Annotated in this window: 16 protein-coding genes; 6 read left to right on the plus strand and 10 right to left on the minus strand. The window is 62.5% G+C overall.

What is annotated here, in order from left to right; all coding sequences use genetic code 11:
- Positions 1–56: 56 nt before the first annotated feature.
- Complete coding sequence (locus GGD40_RS09075; RefSeq protein ID WP_179743424.1) at positions 57–803, plus strand: response regulator transcription factor; 747 nt, start codon at positions 57–59, stop codon at positions 801–803.
- Complete coding sequence (locus tag GGD40_RS09080; protein ID WP_179706588.1) at positions 800–2,290, plus strand: sensor histidine kinase; 1,491 nt, start codon at positions 800–802, stop codon at positions 2,288–2,290. Before GGD40_RS09075 ends, GGD40_RS09080 begins: the two co-directional genes overlap by 4 nt.
- Positions 2,291–2,346: 56 nt before the next feature.
- Here GGD40_RS09080 and GGD40_RS09085 read toward each other — a convergent pair whose 3' ends face one another.
- Entirely contained in the window at positions 2,347–3,006 is a 660-nt protein-coding gene (locus tag GGD40_RS09085; protein WP_179743425.1) for a M24 family metallopeptidase, read from the minus strand.
- A 125-nt stretch (positions 3,007–3,131) separates the two neighbouring features.
- Between GGD40_RS09085 and GGD40_RS09090 the strand changes: the two genes are divergently transcribed.
- Positions 3,132–3,500 carry a gamma-glutamylcyclotransferase family protein gene (locus GGD40_RS09090; RefSeq protein ID WP_179743426.1) on the plus strand — a complete coding sequence of 123 codons (369 nt, stop codon included), beginning with the start codon at positions 3,132–3,134 and terminating at the stop codon, positions 3,498–3,500.
- A gap of 54 nt (positions 3,501–3,554) precedes the next feature.
- Here the strand turns inward: GGD40_RS09090 and GGD40_RS09095 are convergent, their stop codons facing one another.
- From GGD40_RS09095 to GGD40_RS09115, 5 genes are all read right to left on the minus strand, one after another.
- Positions 3,555–5,090, minus strand: coding sequence for an agmatine deiminase family protein (locus GGD40_RS09095; protein WP_179743427.1), 1,536 nt, complete (start codon positions 5,088–5,090; stop codon positions 3,555–3,557).
- 212 nt (positions 5,091–5,302) lie between these two features.
- Positions 5,303–6,412 carry an agmatine deiminase family protein gene (locus GGD40_RS09100; RefSeq protein WP_179743428.1) on the minus strand — a complete coding sequence of 370 codons (1,110 nt, stop codon included), beginning with the start codon at positions 6,410–6,412 and terminating at the stop codon, positions 5,303–5,305.
- A 51-nt stretch (positions 6,413–6,463) separates the two neighbouring features.
- Positions 6,464–7,576 (minus strand): polyamine ABC transporter substrate-binding protein, encoded by a 1,113-nt coding sequence (locus tag GGD40_RS09105; RefSeq protein ID WP_179743429.1) that lies wholly within the window; start codon positions 7,574–7,576, stop codon positions 6,464–6,466.
- A gap of 10 nt (positions 7,577–7,586) precedes the next feature.
- Positions 7,587–8,501, minus strand: coding sequence for an N-carbamoylputrescine amidase (gene aguB, locus GGD40_RS09110; RefSeq protein WP_179743430.1), 915 nt, complete (start codon positions 8,499–8,501; stop codon positions 7,587–7,589).
- 30 nt (positions 8,502–8,531) lie between these two features.
- Positions 8,532–9,572, minus strand: coding sequence for an agmatine deiminase family protein (locus GGD40_RS09115; protein ID WP_179706602.1), 1,041 nt, complete (start codon positions 9,570–9,572; stop codon positions 8,532–8,534).
- Between the two features lie 102 nt (positions 9,573–9,674).
- Between GGD40_RS09115 and GGD40_RS09120 the strand changes: the two genes are divergently transcribed.
- Positions 9,675–10,583 (plus strand): LysR family transcriptional regulator, encoded by a 909-nt coding sequence (locus GGD40_RS09120; RefSeq protein WP_179706604.1) that lies wholly within the window; start codon positions 9,675–9,677, stop codon positions 10,581–10,583.
- A gap of 32 nt (positions 10,584–10,615) precedes the next feature.
- Here GGD40_RS09120 and GGD40_RS09125 read toward each other — a convergent pair whose 3' ends face one another.
- The 4 genes from GGD40_RS09125 to GGD40_RS09140 form a co-directional block, all read right to left on the minus strand.
- Positions 10,616–12,133: an agmatine deiminase family protein gene (locus GGD40_RS09125; RefSeq protein ID WP_179743431.1), complete on the minus strand. Its 1,518-nt coding sequence runs from the start codon at positions 12,131–12,133 to the stop codon at positions 10,616–10,618.
- A gap of 108 nt (positions 12,134–12,241) precedes the next feature.
- The gene (locus GGD40_RS09130; RefSeq protein WP_179743432.1) at positions 12,242–13,798 is read right to left on the minus strand and encodes a DUF3138 family protein; all 1,557 of its coding nucleotides are present in this window, start codon (positions 13,796–13,798) and stop codon (positions 12,242–12,244) included.
- Positions 13,799–14,017: 219 nt separating this feature from the next.
- A complete protein-coding gene (locus GGD40_RS09135; RefSeq protein ID WP_179743433.1) occupies positions 14,018–15,139 on the minus strand; it encodes a polyamine ABC transporter substrate-binding protein in 1,122 nt (373 codons plus the stop codon).
- A 400-nt stretch (positions 15,140–15,539) separates the two neighbouring features.
- Positions 15,540–17,006, minus strand: a complete 1,467-nt coding sequence (locus GGD40_RS09140; RefSeq protein WP_218900850.1) for a DUF1254 domain-containing protein — start codon at positions 17,004–17,006, stop codon at positions 15,540–15,542.
- A 219-nt stretch (positions 17,007–17,225) separates the two neighbouring features.
- On the opposite strand from GGD40_RS09140, the gene GGD40_RS09145 reads away from it, so the two are divergent.
- A complete protein-coding gene (locus GGD40_RS09145; RefSeq protein WP_179743434.1) occupies positions 17,226–17,591 on the plus strand; it encodes a LysR family transcriptional regulator in 366 nt (121 codons plus the stop codon).
- Positions 17,555–18,154: a substrate-binding domain-containing protein gene (locus GGD40_RS09150; RefSeq protein ID WP_179743435.1), complete on the plus strand. Its 600-nt coding sequence runs from the start codon at positions 17,555–17,557 to the stop codon at positions 18,152–18,154. Before GGD40_RS09145 ends, GGD40_RS09150 begins: the two co-directional genes overlap by 37 nt.
- Positions 18,155–18,245: the final 91 nt, after the last annotated feature.

The following is an 18,245-nucleotide window of genomic DNA, read 5'->3' on the forward strand; positions in this document are numbered from 1 at the left end:
CCGTCTCACCCGCCAAGCCACGTCCCATCAGCGTTTGACAAGCCTCCACGAGCCCCATGGACCATCCGAAACGCATCCTGATCGTCGAAGACGACGTCGACATCGCCAACGTGCTGAGTCTGCATCTGCGCGACGAACGTTACGAAGTCGTGCATAGCGCGGACGGCAACGAAGGCCTACGGCTGCTCGAACAAGGCGGCTGGGACGCGCTGATCCTCGATCTGATGCTGCCGGGCGTCGACGGTCTGGAAATCTGCCGGCGTGCCCGCGCGATGACGCGTTACACGCCGATCATCATCACCAGCGCCCGTTCGAGCGAGGTGCACCGGATTCTCGGCCTGGAACTGGGCGCCGACGACTACCTCGCCAAACCGTTCTCGGTGCTCGAACTGGTGGCGCGCGTAAAGGCCTTGCTGCGGCGCGTCGAAGCAATGGCGAAAGATTCGCGCATCGACGCGGGCAGCTTGCAGATCGCCGGCCTGACGATCGATCCGCTGACGCGCGAGGCGCGCGTCGACGGCAAGCCGATCGAATTGACGCCGCGCGAGTTCGACCTGCTGTATTACTTCGCGCAGCATCCCGGCAAGGTGTTCTCGCGAATGGACCTGCTCAATGCCATCTGGGGCTATCAGCACGAGGGTTACGAACACACCGTGAATACCCACATCAACCGGCTGCGCGCGAAGATCGAAGCCGATCCGGCGCAGCCCGAACGCATCATGACCGTGTGGGGCCGCGGCTACAAACTCGCGGCGCCGGGCGAGTGGCCCGCGCCCGCACCATCACGAACGGACACGCCGTGAATCTGACACTCACCCAACGGCTCGCCATCGTTTTCTCCGCGCTGCTGCTTGCATGCTGCGGGGCGTCGGCGTGGCTGCAGATCCGCTCGAGCGATCTGCATGAGAAGGAGGTCGTGCAGAGCCTGTCGAAGAGTCTCGCCGACCATATCGCGCACCGCGCCACGCTGATGGACGCGAACGGTTTGCGGCCCGACGCCGTGCGGCAATTGTTCGGTCAGTTGATGGCGGTGAACCCGAGCGTCGAGGTGTATCTGCTCGACAACGCCGGCAATATCAAAGGCGACGATGCGCCCGTGGGCCACGTCAAGCGTGAACGCGTGGATCTCACGCCGATCCGGCAATTCATCGCGGGCGACGCGCTGCCGATTCTCGGCGACGATCCGCGCAGCGTCGACGGTAGAAAGGTGTTTAGCGCCGCGCCGCTGCAATTGAGCGGTCAGCAACCGTCCGGCTATATCTACGTGGTGCTGCTCGGCGAAGAACACGACGCGCTGGCCGCGCGCGTGGCCGCCAGCTCCGTGTTGCGCAATACGTTGTGGTCGATGGCGCTGGTCGCGCTGCTGGGTCTGCTGGCGGGTCTGACGGCGTTCGGTCTGATCACGCGGCCGCTGCGCCGCCTCACCGAAGCCATGCGCCGCTTCGACGCGGACGGCGAACCGGATACGCAGCCGCACGTGCCGCGTTCGTCACCGGCGGGACGGCGCGACGAAATCGCCGTGCTCGAAGCCACCTTCGCGCAGATGGCGGATCGCATCGGCGAGCAGTGGCGTGCGCTGACGCGCCAGGATCAGCAGCGGCGTGAACTGATCGCGAATATTTCGCATGACCTGCGCACGCCGCTGACGTCGCTGCACGGCTATCTGGAGACGCTGTCGCTGAAGTCCGATACGCTCGGCGAAACGGAACGCAAACGCTATCTGGCGATCGCGCTCGCGCAAAGCGTGAAGGTCGGGCGGCTCGCGCAGTCGTTATTCGAACTGGCGCGGCTCGAACACGGCAACGTGCAACTCACGCTCGAACAGTTCTCGCTGGTCGATCTGGTGCAGGACGTGTTCCAGAAATTCGAGTTGTCGGCCGAGGCGCGGCAGATCCAGTTGCGCGCGGACATTCCCGCGCGCTTGCCGGCCATCTGCGCCGATCTGGGGATGATCGAGCGCGTGCTGACGAACCTGCTCGACAACGCGATTCGCCACACGCCCGCGCACGGTAGCGTCGACATCGTGCTCGCGCATAAGGACGGCAAGGTGGCGGTTACGCTTAGCGATACCGGTCCCGGCATTCCCGTCGAACAGCGCGACGCGCTGTTCGAACGGCCGTTCAACGCCGGTGGTGCGCATCAGGGCGGTGGACTCGGTTTGTTGATCGTCAGACGCATGCTGGAGCTGCATCACAGCCGCATCCGTTTGCTCGATCAGCCGACAACGGGCACGACGTTCTATTTCGAGCTGCCCACGGCGGCCAGCGTGCCGACGACGCTCGCAGTCTGACAAGGCGTTTCGTCAGTGCATCAGCGCACGACGCACCCTGCGCGGATTCACACGCTTTAGACCAGCAAATCCTCGTAGAACGCGCCGAACGGCCGCGTCGGATGAGCCAGTTGAATTTCGAGGATCCATAGCCCGGCGTCGGGACACTCAGCGAAGTCGCCAAGGTTACCGGCTTTGTAAATCGCATGCGGGAAGTCGCACACACGGTGCCCTTTGATATCCAGATTCAGCCGCCAGCCGAGCGCCTCGGCGCGCTGCGCCGCGAAGTCGTACAGTGCCGCGCCACTCGCGCGAGTCGAACGCCAGTGATGCTCGACTTCGTCGAATAGCGTTTTCGCCGCGTCGGCGCACGCGTTCATTTCCGTGTCGTTGCCGACCACGAAAGTCGCGCCCGCGTCGCCTTCATGGCCGTCCCACACCACGCCCAGATCGACGAAGAAAATATCGTCTTCCGCGAGTCGCGGGTCGCCGTCCGAGCGTTCCTTGAACATCTTCAACGTGTTCGCGCCGAAACGCACCAGCACGGGATGCCAGATCCGGTCCATGCCCAGTTCGCTCAACACGGTCTTGCATTCGGCCGTCGCTTCCGATTCGAGCATGCCCGGCCGCACCCGCTGCGCGAACTGGTCCATGACCTCCCACGTTTTGCGCTGCGCGTATTTCATCGACTCGAGTACGTACTTGCTGCCGACGGCCTGCTTTGCTGCTGTGTCCATCCGCTCTCTCCGGTTATATCCTTACGAATATAGCGAGAGGCCCGCGCGATGTCCACGTCCGTCTTCATCACGGTAAGATTGCTGTCCCACCCGATGACCGACGTCGCACGACGCCCACGCCCGCCATGACCTTTTCCGAAAAGCTCTTTTCCTACGGCACGCTGCAACTCGAAGCGGTGCAGTTAGCCACCTTCAGCCGCAAGCTCGACGGTCAGGCTGACGACATGCCCGGCTTCTCGATGACTCTACTGAAGATCGAAGACGCCAGCGTGGTCGCGACCAGCGGCAAAACGCATCACCCGGTGGTGAGCTACAGCGGCAATCCCGCGGACAAGGTGAGGGGCACCGTCTTTTCGATCACGCCCGAAGAACTGGCGCAGGCGGATGCCTACGAAGTTTCGGACTATCGCCGCGACCGGGTGACGCTGGCGTCGGGTGTGTCGGCGTGGGTTTATGTCGCGAACCATTCACCCGTGCCGCCAGCGGCGAAGTGAGCGCGCATTCAGATTCATTCAGCGCGCCCCGCCTCTGCTTGCAGCCGAGAACCTTTACGCCGGCAGTTCTCGCGTCGAGCAATGCACGCCACCGCCGCCCGATGCAATGCCGAGAATATCCACCTGCACGATCGTGCGCGATCCGGCGTACGGACGAATAGTCGCGACCGCAGCCGCGTCCGCTGCGACGTCGTTGAATTTCGGCACGATGATCGCGCCGTTGCATTTGTAGAAGTTGATATAGCCGGCGGCAAAGTTCGTCATCTGTTTGTCGCTCAGCGTCACGCCGTTCGAGGTGCCGTAGTTGGTCGGCGCATTCAGCGGGATCAACGTGAGCGGCCGCCCTTTCGCGTCCGTTTGGCCCGCCAGGTTCCGGTAGTTGGCGGCCATCAGCGCCTGTTCTGCCGTCGAGTTGGCAGGATCGGCCGCGTACGCGACCACGCCCGGCGCGAGGAATTTCGCGTAGAAATCGACGTGTCCGTTCGTGATGTCGGTTTCATTCGCCGGCGTTGCGGCGCCGCCTTGCGCGCCCACGCCCGCGCCGCGCGGATAGGTCGCCGTGCCCGGAATCCAGATGATCTTCTGCACGCCCAGCGTGCGTTGCAATTCAGCCAGCACGGTGGCTTTCGCGGTCGGCAACAGGGTCGCGTTAGCCATCACGCCATTCGGAATCGCGAAGAGTTGCGGGTTGCGATTGACGTGCAGTACCGCGGATTCCGTGAGAATCGCCGTAGCCTCGCCGTCGAATTCGATCGCGCCGCCTTCGAGCGTCAACGTGCTTTGAAGCAATTTCGCGTTGTTCGTCTGCGCCATCCACGCAGCGAGCGTGTGATCGTTCGCGAACGGCTGGAAGAATTTTCCCGCCTTCGATTTGTTGCTGCTTGCCGCGATCGAGGCCGGCACCGTCATCCCCGGGTTGAGGTTCGTGCTGTCCGTATTCGCGTTGCCCCAGCCGTTGAAGTTGAAGCTCACCGCGCACAAGGCATTGGCATTGCTCGTGTCCTTGACGAAAACGCAGCCGGTATCACGCGTCCAGAGATCGTTGAAGCCATTGGCGAGCACGACCAGCTTGACGCCGCCCACGCCGGCGCCGCGCGCCAGGTAGTTCGCGTGGAGCGTCGGATTCGCGCCGCTCGCCGTCGCCAGCAAGGTCTGCGCAATGCTCAGGTCGACCGGCAACACCAGCAGGTTGACCGCTTCATACGTGCCGATTGCTTTCGCTACGTCCATCAGATCGGCGCGCACCCGGTCGATGCCCGCGTCGGTGCTCTGCGCGGTGAGCGGCGCCCAGATGCCGTCGGCACCCGAGGCGAACGCCATATACGTCGCCGTATGGGGTGAGTCCTCGCCCGGCATCAGATACGGCATTTGACTGGCTGTCGGCGGGTTACGCGAGGAGGTCGACGAAGGCGTCGATCCCGACGAAGCGGGAGCCGATGCATCGCCGCCACTGCCGCCGCCGCAAGCCGCCAGCGTGCCGACCAGCGAGAAGCCCAACAACGACGCGGAACCTTGAATAAAACGGCGACGCGTCAACGGCGTCCGCTGAACCGTTGCGTTCAACGCCGGATTGCGTTTGCTTTTTGCCATGACTCTTTACCTGTTACTACTCGCGGCTTTCCATCAACGACGCGGCAATGTTTCGCTCGCGCGAAACGACCGCCGACAGTCCGCCCTGCCAGGACGTGAGTCCACGGCATACGGTCAATCGTGAGGAAAGCCAGATCAATGAACGGTCGAAGAATTCGACCACGAAGACGATCGCGAACGCGCCGCGCTTGCGCGGCGGCTCGCGAATCCAATCAGCCGGGTTGCTGCTGCGTAGTGCAGTGAATGCCCCCGCCGCCTGCCGCCACGCCGTCGATATCGAGTTGAATCACGTCCCGTCCGGGAAACAGATCGACGAGAATATCGCGCGTATTGCGGTCTGCTTTGCCGTCGCCGAACTGCGGTGCGATCACCGCGTGATTGCACACGTAGAAGTTGATGTACCCGGCCGCGAACTGATCGTTCTCATACTTGCGGCGCACGGTGGACGGTCCCGGCAGCACCACCACTTTCAACGCGCGGCCCTTAGCGTCGGTGGACTTGCGCAGGATCTCCAGATTGCGTTTCGTCACCGCGTGATCGTATGAAGACGGATCCGGATCGAGCCCGGCCACCACGACACCGGGGCTCGTAAAGCGCGCGTAGAAGTCGGTGTGGCCGTCGGTAATATCCTTGCCCGCAATGCCGGGCAGCCAGATGATTTTCTTCACGCCAAGCAGCCGCGACAATTCCGCCTCGCACTGCGCCTTGCTAACGCCCGGGTTGCGGTTGGCGTTGAGCACGCAGCTCTCGGTGATGATGGCCGTGCCCTCGCCGTCCACTTCGATACCGCCACCCTCCAGCACCAGGCGCGTCTCGACAAACTGCGCGCCGGTGCGGTGCGCGACGAGCTTCGCGACTTCCGCGTCCTGCTCGTGTTCCTGCTTATTGCCCCAACCGTTGAAGTTGAAGCCCACCGCGCCGAGCTGCCCCGTTGCGCTCTTGACGAACACCGGACCGGTATCGCGCATCCACAAATCGTCGATGCCTTGCGGCACCAGTTCGACCGACGCGCCGCACAGGCGCGCGGCGATCTCGTGGTCTTCCTCGCGCACCAGCATTTTCACCGGCTCGTGCGCCGCGATGGCTTTGGCGATGCCCGCCAGGTTCTCTCTCACCACGGGCAGCAGTTTGCCGCCCCAGATGTCCTCGCTGGGACCGAACGCCATCCAGGTCGCGGCATGCGGGCCGCCTTCGTCTGGCATATGCCAGCCGTCGCTCTGCGCGAACGCGAGCTGGTTGAAGCCGCTACCCAGCGCGCCGGTGATCAGCGCGCCGCTCGAGGCCAACAGCCCCCGTTTCAGAAAATGACGTCTTGTCGTCATGTCAAACACCTCATGCAAATCGGTAAAACGTGATGCGCCGCCCGAAGAACGTCAGGGCTTGCTGGCTTTCAGGCCAAGCCAGATTCTGCCTTCCAGGCGCGCGGTGGCAGGGGATTCGACCACCGGCGTAAACAACGTCTGCTTCTTCTGCTCACTCGGATAGATACTCGGATTATTCACCAGTGTCGGGTCCATCAATTTCAGCGCGCCGAGGTTCGCATTCGCGTAACGCGTCGCATTGGAAATTTTCGCCACGACGTCGGGCCGCAAGATGTAGTTGATAAACGCCTGCGCGTTCTCCGGATGCTTCGCGGTCTTCGGAATCACCATGCCGTCGAACCACATCAAACTGCCCACGCTCGGAATGTCGTAGACGATGTCGCGTTTGCGGTCCAGCTCGCGCGCCCTCTGCGCGGCCAGGTTGATCGCGCCGGAGTAACCCACCATCACGCACAGCTCACCGTCGATCAACTCGTTGGCATTCGCCGAATCGACGAACAGACGAATCGACGGGCGCACTTTCAGCAGCATGGTCTGCGCGACGGCATAGTCTTGCGCGGTCGGATTCACCGGATCGCGGCCCACGTAGCGCAGCGCCAGCGGCAGCACCGTGCTCGCGGAGTCCTGCAGGCCGATACCGCAATGCGCGGCGATCCGCGACGCGATCGCCGGATTGAACACAAGGTCCATGCTATCGGCCGGCATGTCCTTGCCGAGAATGGCGCTGACCTTCGCGCGGTCATAACCCACGCCTACTGTCCCCCACATATACGGCACGCCGTACTGATTGCCGGGATCGGACTGCGCCATCAGTTTCAACAACGCGGGGTCCAGATACTTCAGGTTCGGCAGCTTGCTTTTGTCGAGCTTGCGAAATGCGCCGGCCTGAATCTGCTTCGCCATGAAGTCGTTAGTCGGCCAGACCAGGTCGTAGCCGCTGTCGCCGGTCAGCAACTTGGACTGCAAGGTTTCGTCGCTGTCGTACGCGTCATAACGAACCTTGATGCCGGTTTCCTTCTGGAACTCAGACAAGGTGTCGGGGGCGAAATAATCGCTCCAGTTGTACAGGTTCAGTACTTTCTCTTCCTCGGCGTGTGCTTGGGTCGCCAGCAAACAGAGAGAAAGTCCGAGACCGGCGAAGGCCGGAAGCCAATGCTGTTTCATCAACGGTTCCTTAGCGATAGCAGGACGATGCGCCGTCGCTCGTCAGCAGTGTGCGATACATCTCCGGGCGGCGATCGCGGAAGAAGCCCCACGACTGTCTGTCCGCCCGAATCGCGTCGAGATCGAACGTGTGCAGAAGAATCGTTTCGTCCGTGCGATTGGCTTCGGCCAGTTTTGCGCCGGTGTGATCCGCGATAAAACTCGAGCCGTAAAACACGCCGGCCAGTCCCTGCTGTTGCGGATTGCCGTTGCCGAAACCGACCTCGCGGCCAATCCGGTTGGCCGCCACTACTGGCACCATGTTCGCTGCCGCATGGCCTTGCATGGTGTGTTGCCAATGCGCCGCCGAATCGAAATCGCCGCTGAACGGCTCGGAACCGATGATGGTCGGAAAGCACAGGATTTCCGCGCCCATCAGCGCGAGGCTACGCGCGGTTTCCGGATACCACTGGTCCCAGCAGATGCCAATGCCGATCTTGCCGAAGCGCGTGTCCCACACCTTGAAGCCGGTGTCGCCCGGCGTGAAATAGAACTTCTCGGTATAGCCGGGGCCGTCCGGAATGTGCGTCTTGCGATACACGCCGAGCACCGTGCCGTCGGCATCGGCAACAGCGACCGAGTTGTAGGCGGCGTTGCCGGCCCGCTCGAAGAAACCGATCGGCAGCACGATGCCCAACTCGCCCGCGAGTTTCGCGAAACGCGCAATCCGCGGATTACCTTCGAACGGCTCGGCCAGCTCCAGATGCTTCACGTTCTGATCCAGACAGAAGTACGGCATCATGAAAAGCTCGGGGCACAGCACCAGATTCGCACCCTGCGCGGCGGCGGCACGGATCAAACGTTCCGCCGTCGCCATGTTGTCTTCAAAGGTCCAACTGCCCGATGCCATTTGCACCGACGCTACGGTGATGTTTCGCGACGCCATATGAGTTCCTTCAATCGGTTTCGGTCTGGATCAAACAACGGTAACGGCAGGTTGCTGCTGCGTCGAGCAATGAATGCTGCCGCCACCGATCGACAAGGTGGGAATCGGCAGCAACTCCACGCGTCGCTCGGGAAATGCCTGCGCGAAGACTTCGCGCGCGGCCTGATCCTGCTCGACGCCGAACGCGGTCGAGATCACCGCGCCGTTGACCAGAATGTAGTTCGCGTAGCAATCGCAGTAGCGCTCGGAGCCATAACGTTCGCTGACGATCGGCGACGGCAGATCGATCAGTTCGAAGCGGCGGCCGGCGGCGTCGGTGGCGAGTTCCAGCGCGCGGCGATTCTCGCGCATCACCTGAAAGTAATCGCCCTGCACCGGACTCGCCGATTGGCACAGCATCTTGCCCGGCGCGATGAACGACGCAATGCCGTCCACGTGCCCATTGGTTTCCACTTCGTCCGGATTGCCCGGCAGCCAGATAATTTTTTCAACGCCCAGCATGCGCTTGAGTTCGGCCTCGATCTCAGCGCGGCTCATGTGCGGATTGCGGTTCGGATGCAGCAGGCAGCTTTCCGTGGTGACCAGCGTGCCCTGACCGTCCACGTAAAAAGCGCCGCCTTCCAGCACCATGTGCGAGTTGAAGATCTGCGCACCGGCCGCGCGGGCGATGTCTTGCGCCACCTGCTGGCAACCGTCGTAAGGCTGGTATTTCTCGCCCCAGCAATTGAAGCGGAACGCGGCGGCGCCCAGGTGGCCGTGCTCGCCTACCAGGAAAATCGGCCCGCAATCGCGCAACCAGTTGTCTTCCGCGGCGACGGCGAGCACCTCGACCGTGCTGCCGAGCAACTCGCGCGCGGCATTCGCCTCGCTATGAAGCGCGGTCACCACGCAACGCTGATAGCGGGCAATCGTCTGCGCGACTAGCGCGAACTCCCGGCAAACCTTCAGGTAGTGACTGCCCCACAGGTCTTCGCGGCCGTCCAGAATCGGCCAGCCCAACCAGGTGGTATGCATCGTTTCCCATTCAGCGGGCATCCGGTAGCCGTCTCGGCGAGCGTCAAAGCGACTCATCCTGCTATCTCCGTCGTTAAGTGGTGAGCCATTGTGATACGGGTTACACTTGATGAAAAATGATCTTTCTTGCCCGTATCAATCAACTTTTCTCATATCTCCATGCAACGTGTTCCGTCCCTGAAGTTGCTGATGGGCTTCGAAGCCGCCGCGCGGCTGGGCAATTTCTCGCGCGCGGCAGACGAACTGCATCTGTCGCAATCGGCGATCAGCCATCAGATCCAGCAACTGGAAGAACAGTTGGGGCAGCCGCTGTTTCGCCGGATCGGGCGTGGTGTGGAATTGACGGTGGCGGGCGAGGTGCTGCAGCGAAGCGTGCAACGTTCGATGGAAACGCTGCGCAGCGGGCTCGGCCGCATCGCCACCTATCTGGACCCTGGACTGGTCGTGCTGGTGTGTCCCGCGCCGGTGCTGCACGGCTGGCTGCAACCGCGCCTCGAACAGTTGCAACAGGTGCTCCCGGATCTGTGCCCGCTGCTCTCCACGGACGAAAGCGCGCGTTACGTCGATGAGATCGACGTCGATCTGACGATCGGCGCGCGGCCTATGCAGCAGGCCGGCCTGCTCGAAGTGCCTTTCCTCCAGGACGAATGGGTGACCGTCTGCGCCACGGAACTGGCGGCGAAACTCGCACGCGTGCCGCGCGCCAAGCATCATCTGCATACGGGCCTGATCTGCCTGGAAGAAAACCTCACCAGCGAGAGCACGGGGCCGATTTTTCGCGGGCAGTTGGCGGCGTTTCGCATGAACGCGATCTACGACGATCAGCGTCTGGTGCTGGATGCCGTATTGCGGGGGCGCGGCATTGCCTGCCTGTCGCGGCTGGTCGCGCAAGGCAGCATCGATCAGGGCGCGTTGACCGTGCTCGCCGATTACCCGCGTTTGCCGGGCATGACGTGGTGGCTGTCGCGCGTGGCCGGGCCGTCGCGCTCGCCTTTCGTCGAGCAGATGTATGAATGGTTGCTCGCACAGGGCAAGCAGGCCGATCCCGGCCGCGGGCTCGAGGTCTAACGCGTCTCGGCACAGCGGCCGGCTCTTTCACGTCACGCGGGCAGTTCCCTCGTCGTGCAGTGAATCCCGCCGCCGCCCGACGCAATCCCCAGAATGTCCACCTGAACGATGTCGCGCCAGCCGGCATAAGGCTGGATCGCTGCCAGTGCGGCGGCGTCCGCGTTGGCGTCGTTGAACTTCGGCATGATGATCGCGCCGTTGCAACTGTAGAAATTGACGTAGCCGGCCGCGAAGTTGGTCAACTGACTATCGTTCAAGGTCACGCCGTTGGAAGTCCCATAGTTCGCAGGCGTGGTCAGTTCGATCAGTTGCAACGTTCGTCCGCTCGCATCCGTTTGATTGTTCAGATGCTGCCAGTTGGCTTCGGTCAGCGCCCGCTCGCCCATGGAATTCGACGCGTCGTAGCAATAGGCGACCACGCCGGGCGCGAGGAACTTCGCGTAGAAATCGACGTGCCCGTTCGTGATGTCGGTTTCCTTGGCCGGCGTCGCGGCGCCGCCTTTTCCACCGGCTCCGCAACCGCGCGGAAAGATCGCCAGCCCGGGAATCCAGATGATTTTCTGCACGCCGAGCGTGCGTTGCAGTTCTGCCAACACAGTATCTTTGGCGGTCGGCAGAAGGGTAGCGTGGGCGATCACACCATTCGGAATCGAGAACAGTTGCGGGTTGCGATTGACGTGCAGCACGGCGGATTCCGTGAGGATCGCCGTGGCCTCGCCGTCGAATTCGATCGCGCCGCCTTCGAGCGTCAACGTGCTTTGAACCAGCGTCGCGTTGTTCGCATTCGCCATCCAGCCCGCCAGCGTGTGATCCTTCGCGAACGGCTGGAAGAATTTGCCCGCTTTCGACTTGTTGCTGCTCGCCGCGACCGAAGCCGGCACCGTCATGCCCGCGTTGAGGTTCAAGCCGTCCGTGTTCGCATTGCCCCAGCCGCTGAAATTGAAACTCACCGCGCACAACGCGTTGCCGTTCGCCGTGTCCTTCACAAAGAGACAACCGGTGTCGCGCGTCCACAAATCGTCGAAGCCATTGGCGAGCGCGATCAGATTGACGCCGCCCACGCCCGTGCCGCGCGCCACGTAGTTGGCATGAATGTCGGGATTCGCGCCGCTCGCCGTCGCCAGCAAACTTTGCGCGACGCTCAGGTCGACCGGCAGCACCAGCATGTTGACCGGCTCATACGTACCGATCGCTTTCGCCACGTCCATCAGATCGGCGCGCACCCGGTCGATACCGGCGTCCGTGCTTTGCGACGTGACGGGCGTCCAGATGCCTTCCGAGCCCGAGGCGAAGGCCATATAGGTTGCCGTGTGCGATGCGTTTTCGGCGGGCAGTAGATACGCCGCCTGGTTCGGCAACTCGTTCGCGGATAAGCGCGCGGACGAGCGAGCCGCGGCAGGACTGGACGGCGAATCCGCGCCGCCGCAAGCCGCCAGCGTGCCCATCAACGACACGCCGAGCAGCGTGGCCGATCCTTTGATAAAGCTGCGGCGTGTCAATGGCGAGTGAACGGGCGCCACGCACGACGGTTGGGTGCTTTTGTCCTTCATCGCATCTCCATGAGCTATGAGCTGTGAGTTATCAGCTGTGAATCAACTGATTCGGTCTTCCACAGCGTCATGCCCACGAAACACGGCATGACGCTGCGTCATACCGCGCTAGAACGAGTAGATAAACTGCGTGGCGAGCAGGTCGTTGGAACTGCTGTACGAACCGTCGTTGCGCAGGAACACCTTGTTGTTGGCCCAGTCGTGCCGGTACTCGACCTTCACCGTGATCTGTGCGGTCGGGAAGAACAGCAGATCGAGCGCGACGTCCTGACGATTCGAGCCCTTGCACTGCAGGCCCAGACCGCCGTTCGCCTGCGCATTGGCCATGCAGTCCGCGCTGACGCCGAAGCCGTTGTACGGATCACGCCCTTGCCCATTCAGCGCGACCCCGCCGCCACCGCCGCCGTTCTTGCTGTCGGCGAGGAAGTCGTAGCGCAGCGTCGCGCCCATCCGCCCGAGACCCGGCACACTGAACTTGCGGTGCGCCAGCAGCGACACGCCATACCACTGCGCCTGGCCGCCGTTGAAGGCGGCGTTCTGCTGCTGGCCATAGTCGAGTTCGACGTTGTATTGCACGTCGGCGAGTAGATAGGTCAGGTCGGCTTCGGAGAAAAAGAACGTGCCGAAACCACTCGGCGCCTGACCGCTCACGCCATAACTGACCGCGCCGGTCGTCGGATTGATCGCGCTCGGCAAGGTCTGCCGGCCGATGTTGAACGACGCGCCGATATCGAGCGCGCTCGACCACGTATAGTCCGCGCGCGCGGTGAAGGTCGGCACCTTGTTGCTGGTGGTGATCGGGTCGCCCAGTGCGTTGGCGCCGGTCTGCGTGATGGCGCCGTTGGTCCGGTACTGTTCGTTGCCGAGCAGGAACTTCCACGCCCAGTTGCCCTTCGCGTAGTTCGCGCCGAGGCCGATATAGCTGCCCGGATCGGAGAAGTCGTACAGCAGGTTGTGGGTCAGCGTGAGCATCTGGTTCGACTGCTGCACTTCATAACCGCCGAAGCTCGACATCAAGCCGGCGACGAACGTCGTCGTGCCCGACAGCGGCACGCTGAGCACCGCCGTGTTCAGAATGTCGTTGCCGATCTGGCCATGCTCGTTTTGCAGCAACGTGATGCCGTTGCCGCGATTCGGCATCAGCGTGATTTCCGCCGACGGCGCCATCGGCCCGACGCCGAAGGTCTTCTTGATGTCGAGGTACACGTCGCCGAACGTACTGTTGAAGTAGCCGCCGGTGCTTTCGTGGTTCGCGAACAGGAACGACGAACTGCCTTGCGCGCGGTTGTACACGTAAGTCGGATCGATATAACCGGTGACCGAGAGACCGGCAATCGGACCCGTGTTCGCAGCGTCTTCGAGCGAATTCACTTTGAGTGTTTGAACGGCGAGTTGCTGCTTCATCGACGTGACGTCGTCGTTGGTCAGCGTCGCCTGCGCCTGACCGTACGCGGACGATGAGACGTCGACCGGTGCGAGTGCCGGCGCGGGCATTGCGGCGGCGGCTACCGGTGCGGCCGGCGGTTGCGTCTGCAACCGCTTCACCTCTTTTTGCAGCGCGTCGAGGCGTGCCTGCAACGCCCGGATCTGGTCCGCCGTGGTGTCCGCCAGCGCGATGCCGGGCAGACAGCCCGCCACCAGCAGACCAATCAGTTTCTTTCTCACGCAAAGTCTCCTCGTTTGTTGTAGTGCGATTAATGGGTTGAGGCGTTGACCGTCGCGAGCGCTGCCTTTCGCGGTATGCAGGCGCGAGCGGCCCCTGCGAGGCACGCGAAGCGGCTCACAATCGGTACTGCGGCGATCAGGGAAAGGTCGCGCTCTCTCGCGCCCGTTAGCGGCGCGACAGAAGGGTTAGCGCGGCGATGGCCTCATGCGGCGCGACGCTCAGCGGCCCGCCTTCAACTGCGCCCAAAGACGGTTTTCCAGGCGGACGATATCGATCGGCAACGGCCTCATCAGCGTCATCTTGCTCAGCACGTCGTCGCCCGGATAAACGCTCAGATTCTGCGATACCACCTGGCTGACGAACGGCCGCGCGGCGCGGTTCGCAGTCGGATAGAACACCTCGTTGGTGATCGCCGCGTTGACCTTCGGGTCCTCGATATAGTTGATCCACTTCATTGCCGCTTCGGGATGCGGCGCATCCTTCGGAATCACCATCACGTCGAACCACAGCAAGCCGCCTTCCTTGACGTTCGAGAAGCGGATCTCGTACGAGCGTTTCGCCTCGGCCGCGCGCCGCCGTGCAATACCCACGTCGCCGGACCAGCCAATCGCCACGCAAACATCGTTATTGGCGAGGTCGTTGATATAGCCCGACGAGTTGAACTGCGTGATGTATGGCCGCACTTTCTTCAGCAGATCGAAGGCAGCCTGATAGTCGGCGGGGTTCGAGCTATTCGGATCCTTGTGCAGATACTGCAGCGCGGTCGCGAACGCGTCGGCGGCCTGATCGAGGAACGAAACGCCACAGCTCTTCAATTTCGACACGTTCGCCGGATCGAATACCAGTGCCCAACTGTCCACCGGCGCGTTGTCGCCCAGCGCCTTTTTCACTTCCTGCACGTTGTAGCCGATACCGTCGGTGCCGTACGCCCAGGGCACGCCGTATTGCGCACCCGGATCGGCATCCGCGATCATTTTCATCAGCACCGGATCGAGATTCTTCAGGTTCGGCATTTGCGCCTTGTCGAGCTTCTGCAGCATGCCCGCCTGAATCTGTCGCGCCATATAGTTCGACGACGGCACGACCACGTCGAAACCCGAACTTCCTGCCAGAAGCTTCGCTTGCAGCGTGTCGTCGCTGTCGTAGTTGTCGTAGCGCACGTGAATGCCGGACTGCTTTTCGAAATTCGGAATCGTGTCCTTCGCGATGTAATCCGACCAGTTGTAGACGTTGAGTTCGGTGTCGGCCGCGCGTGCGGATGCCGGGCAAAACAGCAACAGCCCGGTAATCGCGACGAGAGCGGCACTCGCGGCCTGATGATGGAGATGACGAACACGCATGGTTATTTTCCTTGAAGTAAGCGTGAGGATTGACGGTGTGTGAGGCGATCGGACACAGCCGGTCATGGCAGGCGTGACTGATTCACGCTGGCCCGCAACCTGGCTGACTGCTTGATTTCCATTACTAACTAAATGATTTATCTGAATCGCCAGGCGAATCGACATGAGCACTTTGCTCAAGCAATCTCATCGCGACGAAGGCCGGCTGCTGCCTGTCGATGGGTGAGCCATTGTGGGTCGAACAAAAGCTGATGAGAATTGATGTTTTTTGTTTGATTCGATCAATTCCGCTCATGCCTTTCAGGACGAAAGGTAGCGGACGCGCAAACAAAAACGCCGTCCCTGTGGCCGGTTGGCCGGGACGGCGCGGGTCGAAACGGCGGCACTCTACTTCATGCGCTTACCTCACGCGTTGAAACCCCGGCGGCGCCCACTTGCCATCCAGCGCATCGGCGCGCGGCGAATAGACCCGCAGCGTCGGTCCCAACGAACCGGATGCGGGCGAAGGCAACCAGTTCGACTCCTTGTCGGCGCCGGGCGAATCGTGCTGGATATACAGATCGAGCGACCCATCGGCGTTGAACCTGAGCTTGTCATGGCTGCCTAGCGCGAAGCGCTCCAGCGGATTCGGCACCTGAAAACCCTGGTGGTCGTACATGGTCAGCGACCAGAACGCGTCGGCGGGCGGCAGGCTGTCTTTGTCGAAATGCAGCACGTAGCGGTTCGCGCCATCGAGCGGCTTGCCTTCGCTGTCGCGGAACGCGGTCGGGTAAATCGCGTCCGCGGGCAAATTCGCACCGAGCCCCGCCAGCGCGATCACCGCGCGGTGACGATACGACGTGCCGTAGGTGCCGATGTTGTCGATCACCATCGACCAGCCGTCGACATGCTGCCCACCGGTTTTGAGCGTATCGGTCATGCGTTGCAGCGCTTCTTTCGCGCCCGCGTTGATCGCGTCGCGCGTCGCGTTGTCCAGTCGCGCCGGGTCCCATGTCTTGCCGGGCACGATTCCAAGCGCCTGCGCGCGGAACAGGATCGGGTAGTCGTCCGCGTGTGCCGGATAGCGTGCCATCAACTGCGAAAGCCGCGTCAGCATCTCGACACCGCTCAGCCGGTTCACCTGCACCAGCGGCGGCGTGCGGGCGTCGACACCGGCATCGCCCGGCGCGCTATCCGCTACCGCGCCGGACGTTGCCGACGGATTCAGCGGCGTCAATTCGAAGCCATCCTGCAGCCGACGAACCTGTTTGTAGTCTTCCGGGCCGTTGGTCTGGATGCGCGCCATCAGCCAGATCGTCGAGGTGGGCGCGTCGATCCTTTGCACACCCGCCGGCAACGTGCCGTGCCAGCCCGGCGGCACGTAGGCGTAGCGGCCGGCCCGCGTACCGGTCGTGCGCGAACCCACCGAGGCGAACACGTCGGTCCACATATCCAGCGACGGTACGAGGTAGTAGCGGCCCTGCGTGTCGGGCACGCTCAGGATGACCGGCCCGTTGCGCAGATCGAGCCACGCCAGCGAATACAGCGTGTCGAAGTTGAAGCGCACCACGTCTCTCGCGTCCGCCTTGGGATAGCTACGAAAATGCGCGAACTGGTTCGGCGGCGCGCGCATCGGCACCGAACGGGCGTCGGGCACGTCGGTAGCCTGTCTCATGGTGATGTCCATGAGCACGATCGGATAAGCGTAGTAATACAGGTCGCGCGCGAGCGACTGCATGTCAGCCGCCGACAACGCGATCGGTTGAGCCTGCGCTCGCGTCGCATCAGGCGTCGCGGCGACGCCCACATGAGCGAAACCGCCCGCGAAAGAAGCAGCCAGCAGCAGGCCAATGAGCCGCGGCCGGAAAAAGTGATTCGTCAGTGTCATGGGGGAGGGAAAGCAAAGGCATCGAGGTTGATCAATCGCCATGCCGACGAAAACCGGGCCACCCGCTCCCGTCGAATTCATCCGCATGGGTCTCCTGCGTGGTTGGCTCATCACGGTGCGCACCGTCCGGCCGACCATCGCGTCGCGCCAGTTTCCAGCTAAACTCCCCGCACATTCCAATGCATTATTCTGATAGCGAGCTTGCAAATCGTGCATGAAATGAGTGTCCGCCGCCTCAATCACGTCGTCGCGCTCGCGGAAGAAGGCAGCTTCGCGCGCGCGGCCGAACGGGTGCATCTCAGCCAGCCGGCGCTAAGCCGCAGCATTCAGGCAATCGAAGACGAACTCGGCTTGCGCCTGTTCGATCGCGCCGCACGCGGTGTGGCGGTCACGCAAGCCGGCAAGACTATCGTCGAACGCGCGCGCCGCGTCCTGTTCGAGGCGAACTGCCTGGTGCGCGACGCGGAACTGCTGAAGACACACGAAATCGGCGAGGTGCAATCGGCCTCGGTCCTTATCCGGCCACGATCCTGCTGCCCGATCTGCTGGTGGGTTTCGCGCGGCTGCATCCGAACGTCGGGCTGAAGCTCGAACTCAACCACGCGCACGCGATGATCGACATGTTGCTCGCCGAGCAACTCGATTTCATCGTGATCGACAAACGCGTGCTGCCCGACAACCCTGCCCTCGCGATCAAACCCTTGCGGCGACACGACGGCCGCTGGTTCGGCCGCGCGGGCCATCCGCTGGCGAGCCGTGAAGCGGTCTCCGCCGTCGATCTGCGCAAATTCCCGCTCGTGACCGTGCCGCTGCCGCCGTTCATGCACAGCGCCGTGCATCGGCTATTGAAGATTCGCTCGCACGAGAAAATTCCGGTGCAACTGGAATGCAACGACGTGCGGGTCCTGAAGTCGTTCGTCGAACAGACGGACGCGCTGCTGTTCGCTACGGCCTCCTCGGTCCACAAGGAACTCGCTGCGCGCACGCTCGTGCCGATCGCCGTGAAAGACGCCCCTCGCATCGGGCTCGCGTTCGCGCTGGTGGTGCTCGCGGATCGCACCCTATCCCCCGCCGGCGAAGTGGCGCTCGCTCTCGCCGGACAGATGCTGAACGACGTCAACCTCGACGCCGTGGAACCCGTCAAATGAACGACGCGGCGCGACGCTCCGCACATGCGTGTTCTGCAAGCTCTGCATGCGAATAATGCAATGGCTTTATTGATTTCCTCGACTTCAAATT

The organism is Paraburkholderia bryophila, assembly GCF_013409255.1.
Lineage (GTDB): Bacteria > Pseudomonadota > Gammaproteobacteria > Burkholderiales > Burkholderiaceae > Paraburkholderia.

What these genes read in the sequence shown, in the direction of transcription:
- GGD40_RS09075 (WP_179743424.1), top strand. Translation starts at nt 57, where the DNA reads ATGGACCATCCGAAACGCATCCTGATCGTCGAAGACGACGTCGACATC.
- GGD40_RS09085 (WP_179743425.1), bottom strand. Translation starts at nt 3,006, where the DNA reads ATGGACACAGCAGCAAAGCAGGCCGTCGGCAGCAAGTACGTACTCGAG.
- GGD40_RS09090 (WP_179743426.1), top strand. Translation starts at nt 3,132, where the DNA reads ATGACCTTTTCCGAAAAGCTCTTTTCCTACGGCACGCTGCAACTCGAA.
- GGD40_RS09095 (WP_179743427.1), bottom strand. Translation starts at nt 5,090, where the DNA reads ATGGCAAAAAGCAAACGCAATCCGGCGTTGAACGCAACGGTTCAGCGG.
- GGD40_RS09100 (WP_179743428.1), bottom strand. Translation starts at nt 6,412, where the DNA reads ATGACGACAAGACGTCATTTTCTGAAACGGGGGCTGTTGGCCTCGAGC.
- GGD40_RS09105 (WP_179743429.1), bottom strand. Translation starts at nt 7,576, where the DNA reads ATGAAACAGCATTGGCTTCCGGCCTTCGCCGGTCTCGGACTTTCTCTC.
- aguB (WP_179743430.1), bottom strand. Translation starts at nt 8,501, where the DNA reads ATGGCGTCGCGAAACATCACCGTAGCGTCGGTGCAAATGGCATCGGGC.
- GGD40_RS09115 (WP_179706602.1), bottom strand. Translation starts at nt 9,572, where the DNA reads ATGAGTCGCTTTGACGCTCGCCGAGACGGCTACCGGATGCCCGCTGAA.
- GGD40_RS09120 (WP_179706604.1), top strand. Translation starts at nt 9,675, where the DNA reads ATGCAACGTGTTCCGTCCCTGAAGTTGCTGATGGGCTTCGAAGCCGCC.
- GGD40_RS09125 (WP_179743431.1), bottom strand. Translation starts at nt 12,133, where the DNA reads ATGAAGGACAAAAGCACCCAACCGTCGTGCGTGGCGCCCGTTCACTCG.
- GGD40_RS09135 (WP_179743433.1), bottom strand. Translation starts at nt 15,139, where the DNA reads ATGCGTGTTCGTCATCTCCATCATCAGGCCGCGAGTGCCGCTCTCGTC.
- GGD40_RS09140 (WP_218900850.1), bottom strand. Translation starts at nt 17,006, where the DNA reads ATGACACTGACGAATCACTTTTTCCGGCCGCGGCTCATTGGCCTGCTG.
- GGD40_RS09145 (WP_179743434.1), top strand. Translation starts at nt 17,226, where the DNA reads ATGAGTGTCCGCCGCCTCAATCACGTCGTCGCGCTCGCGGAAGAAGGC.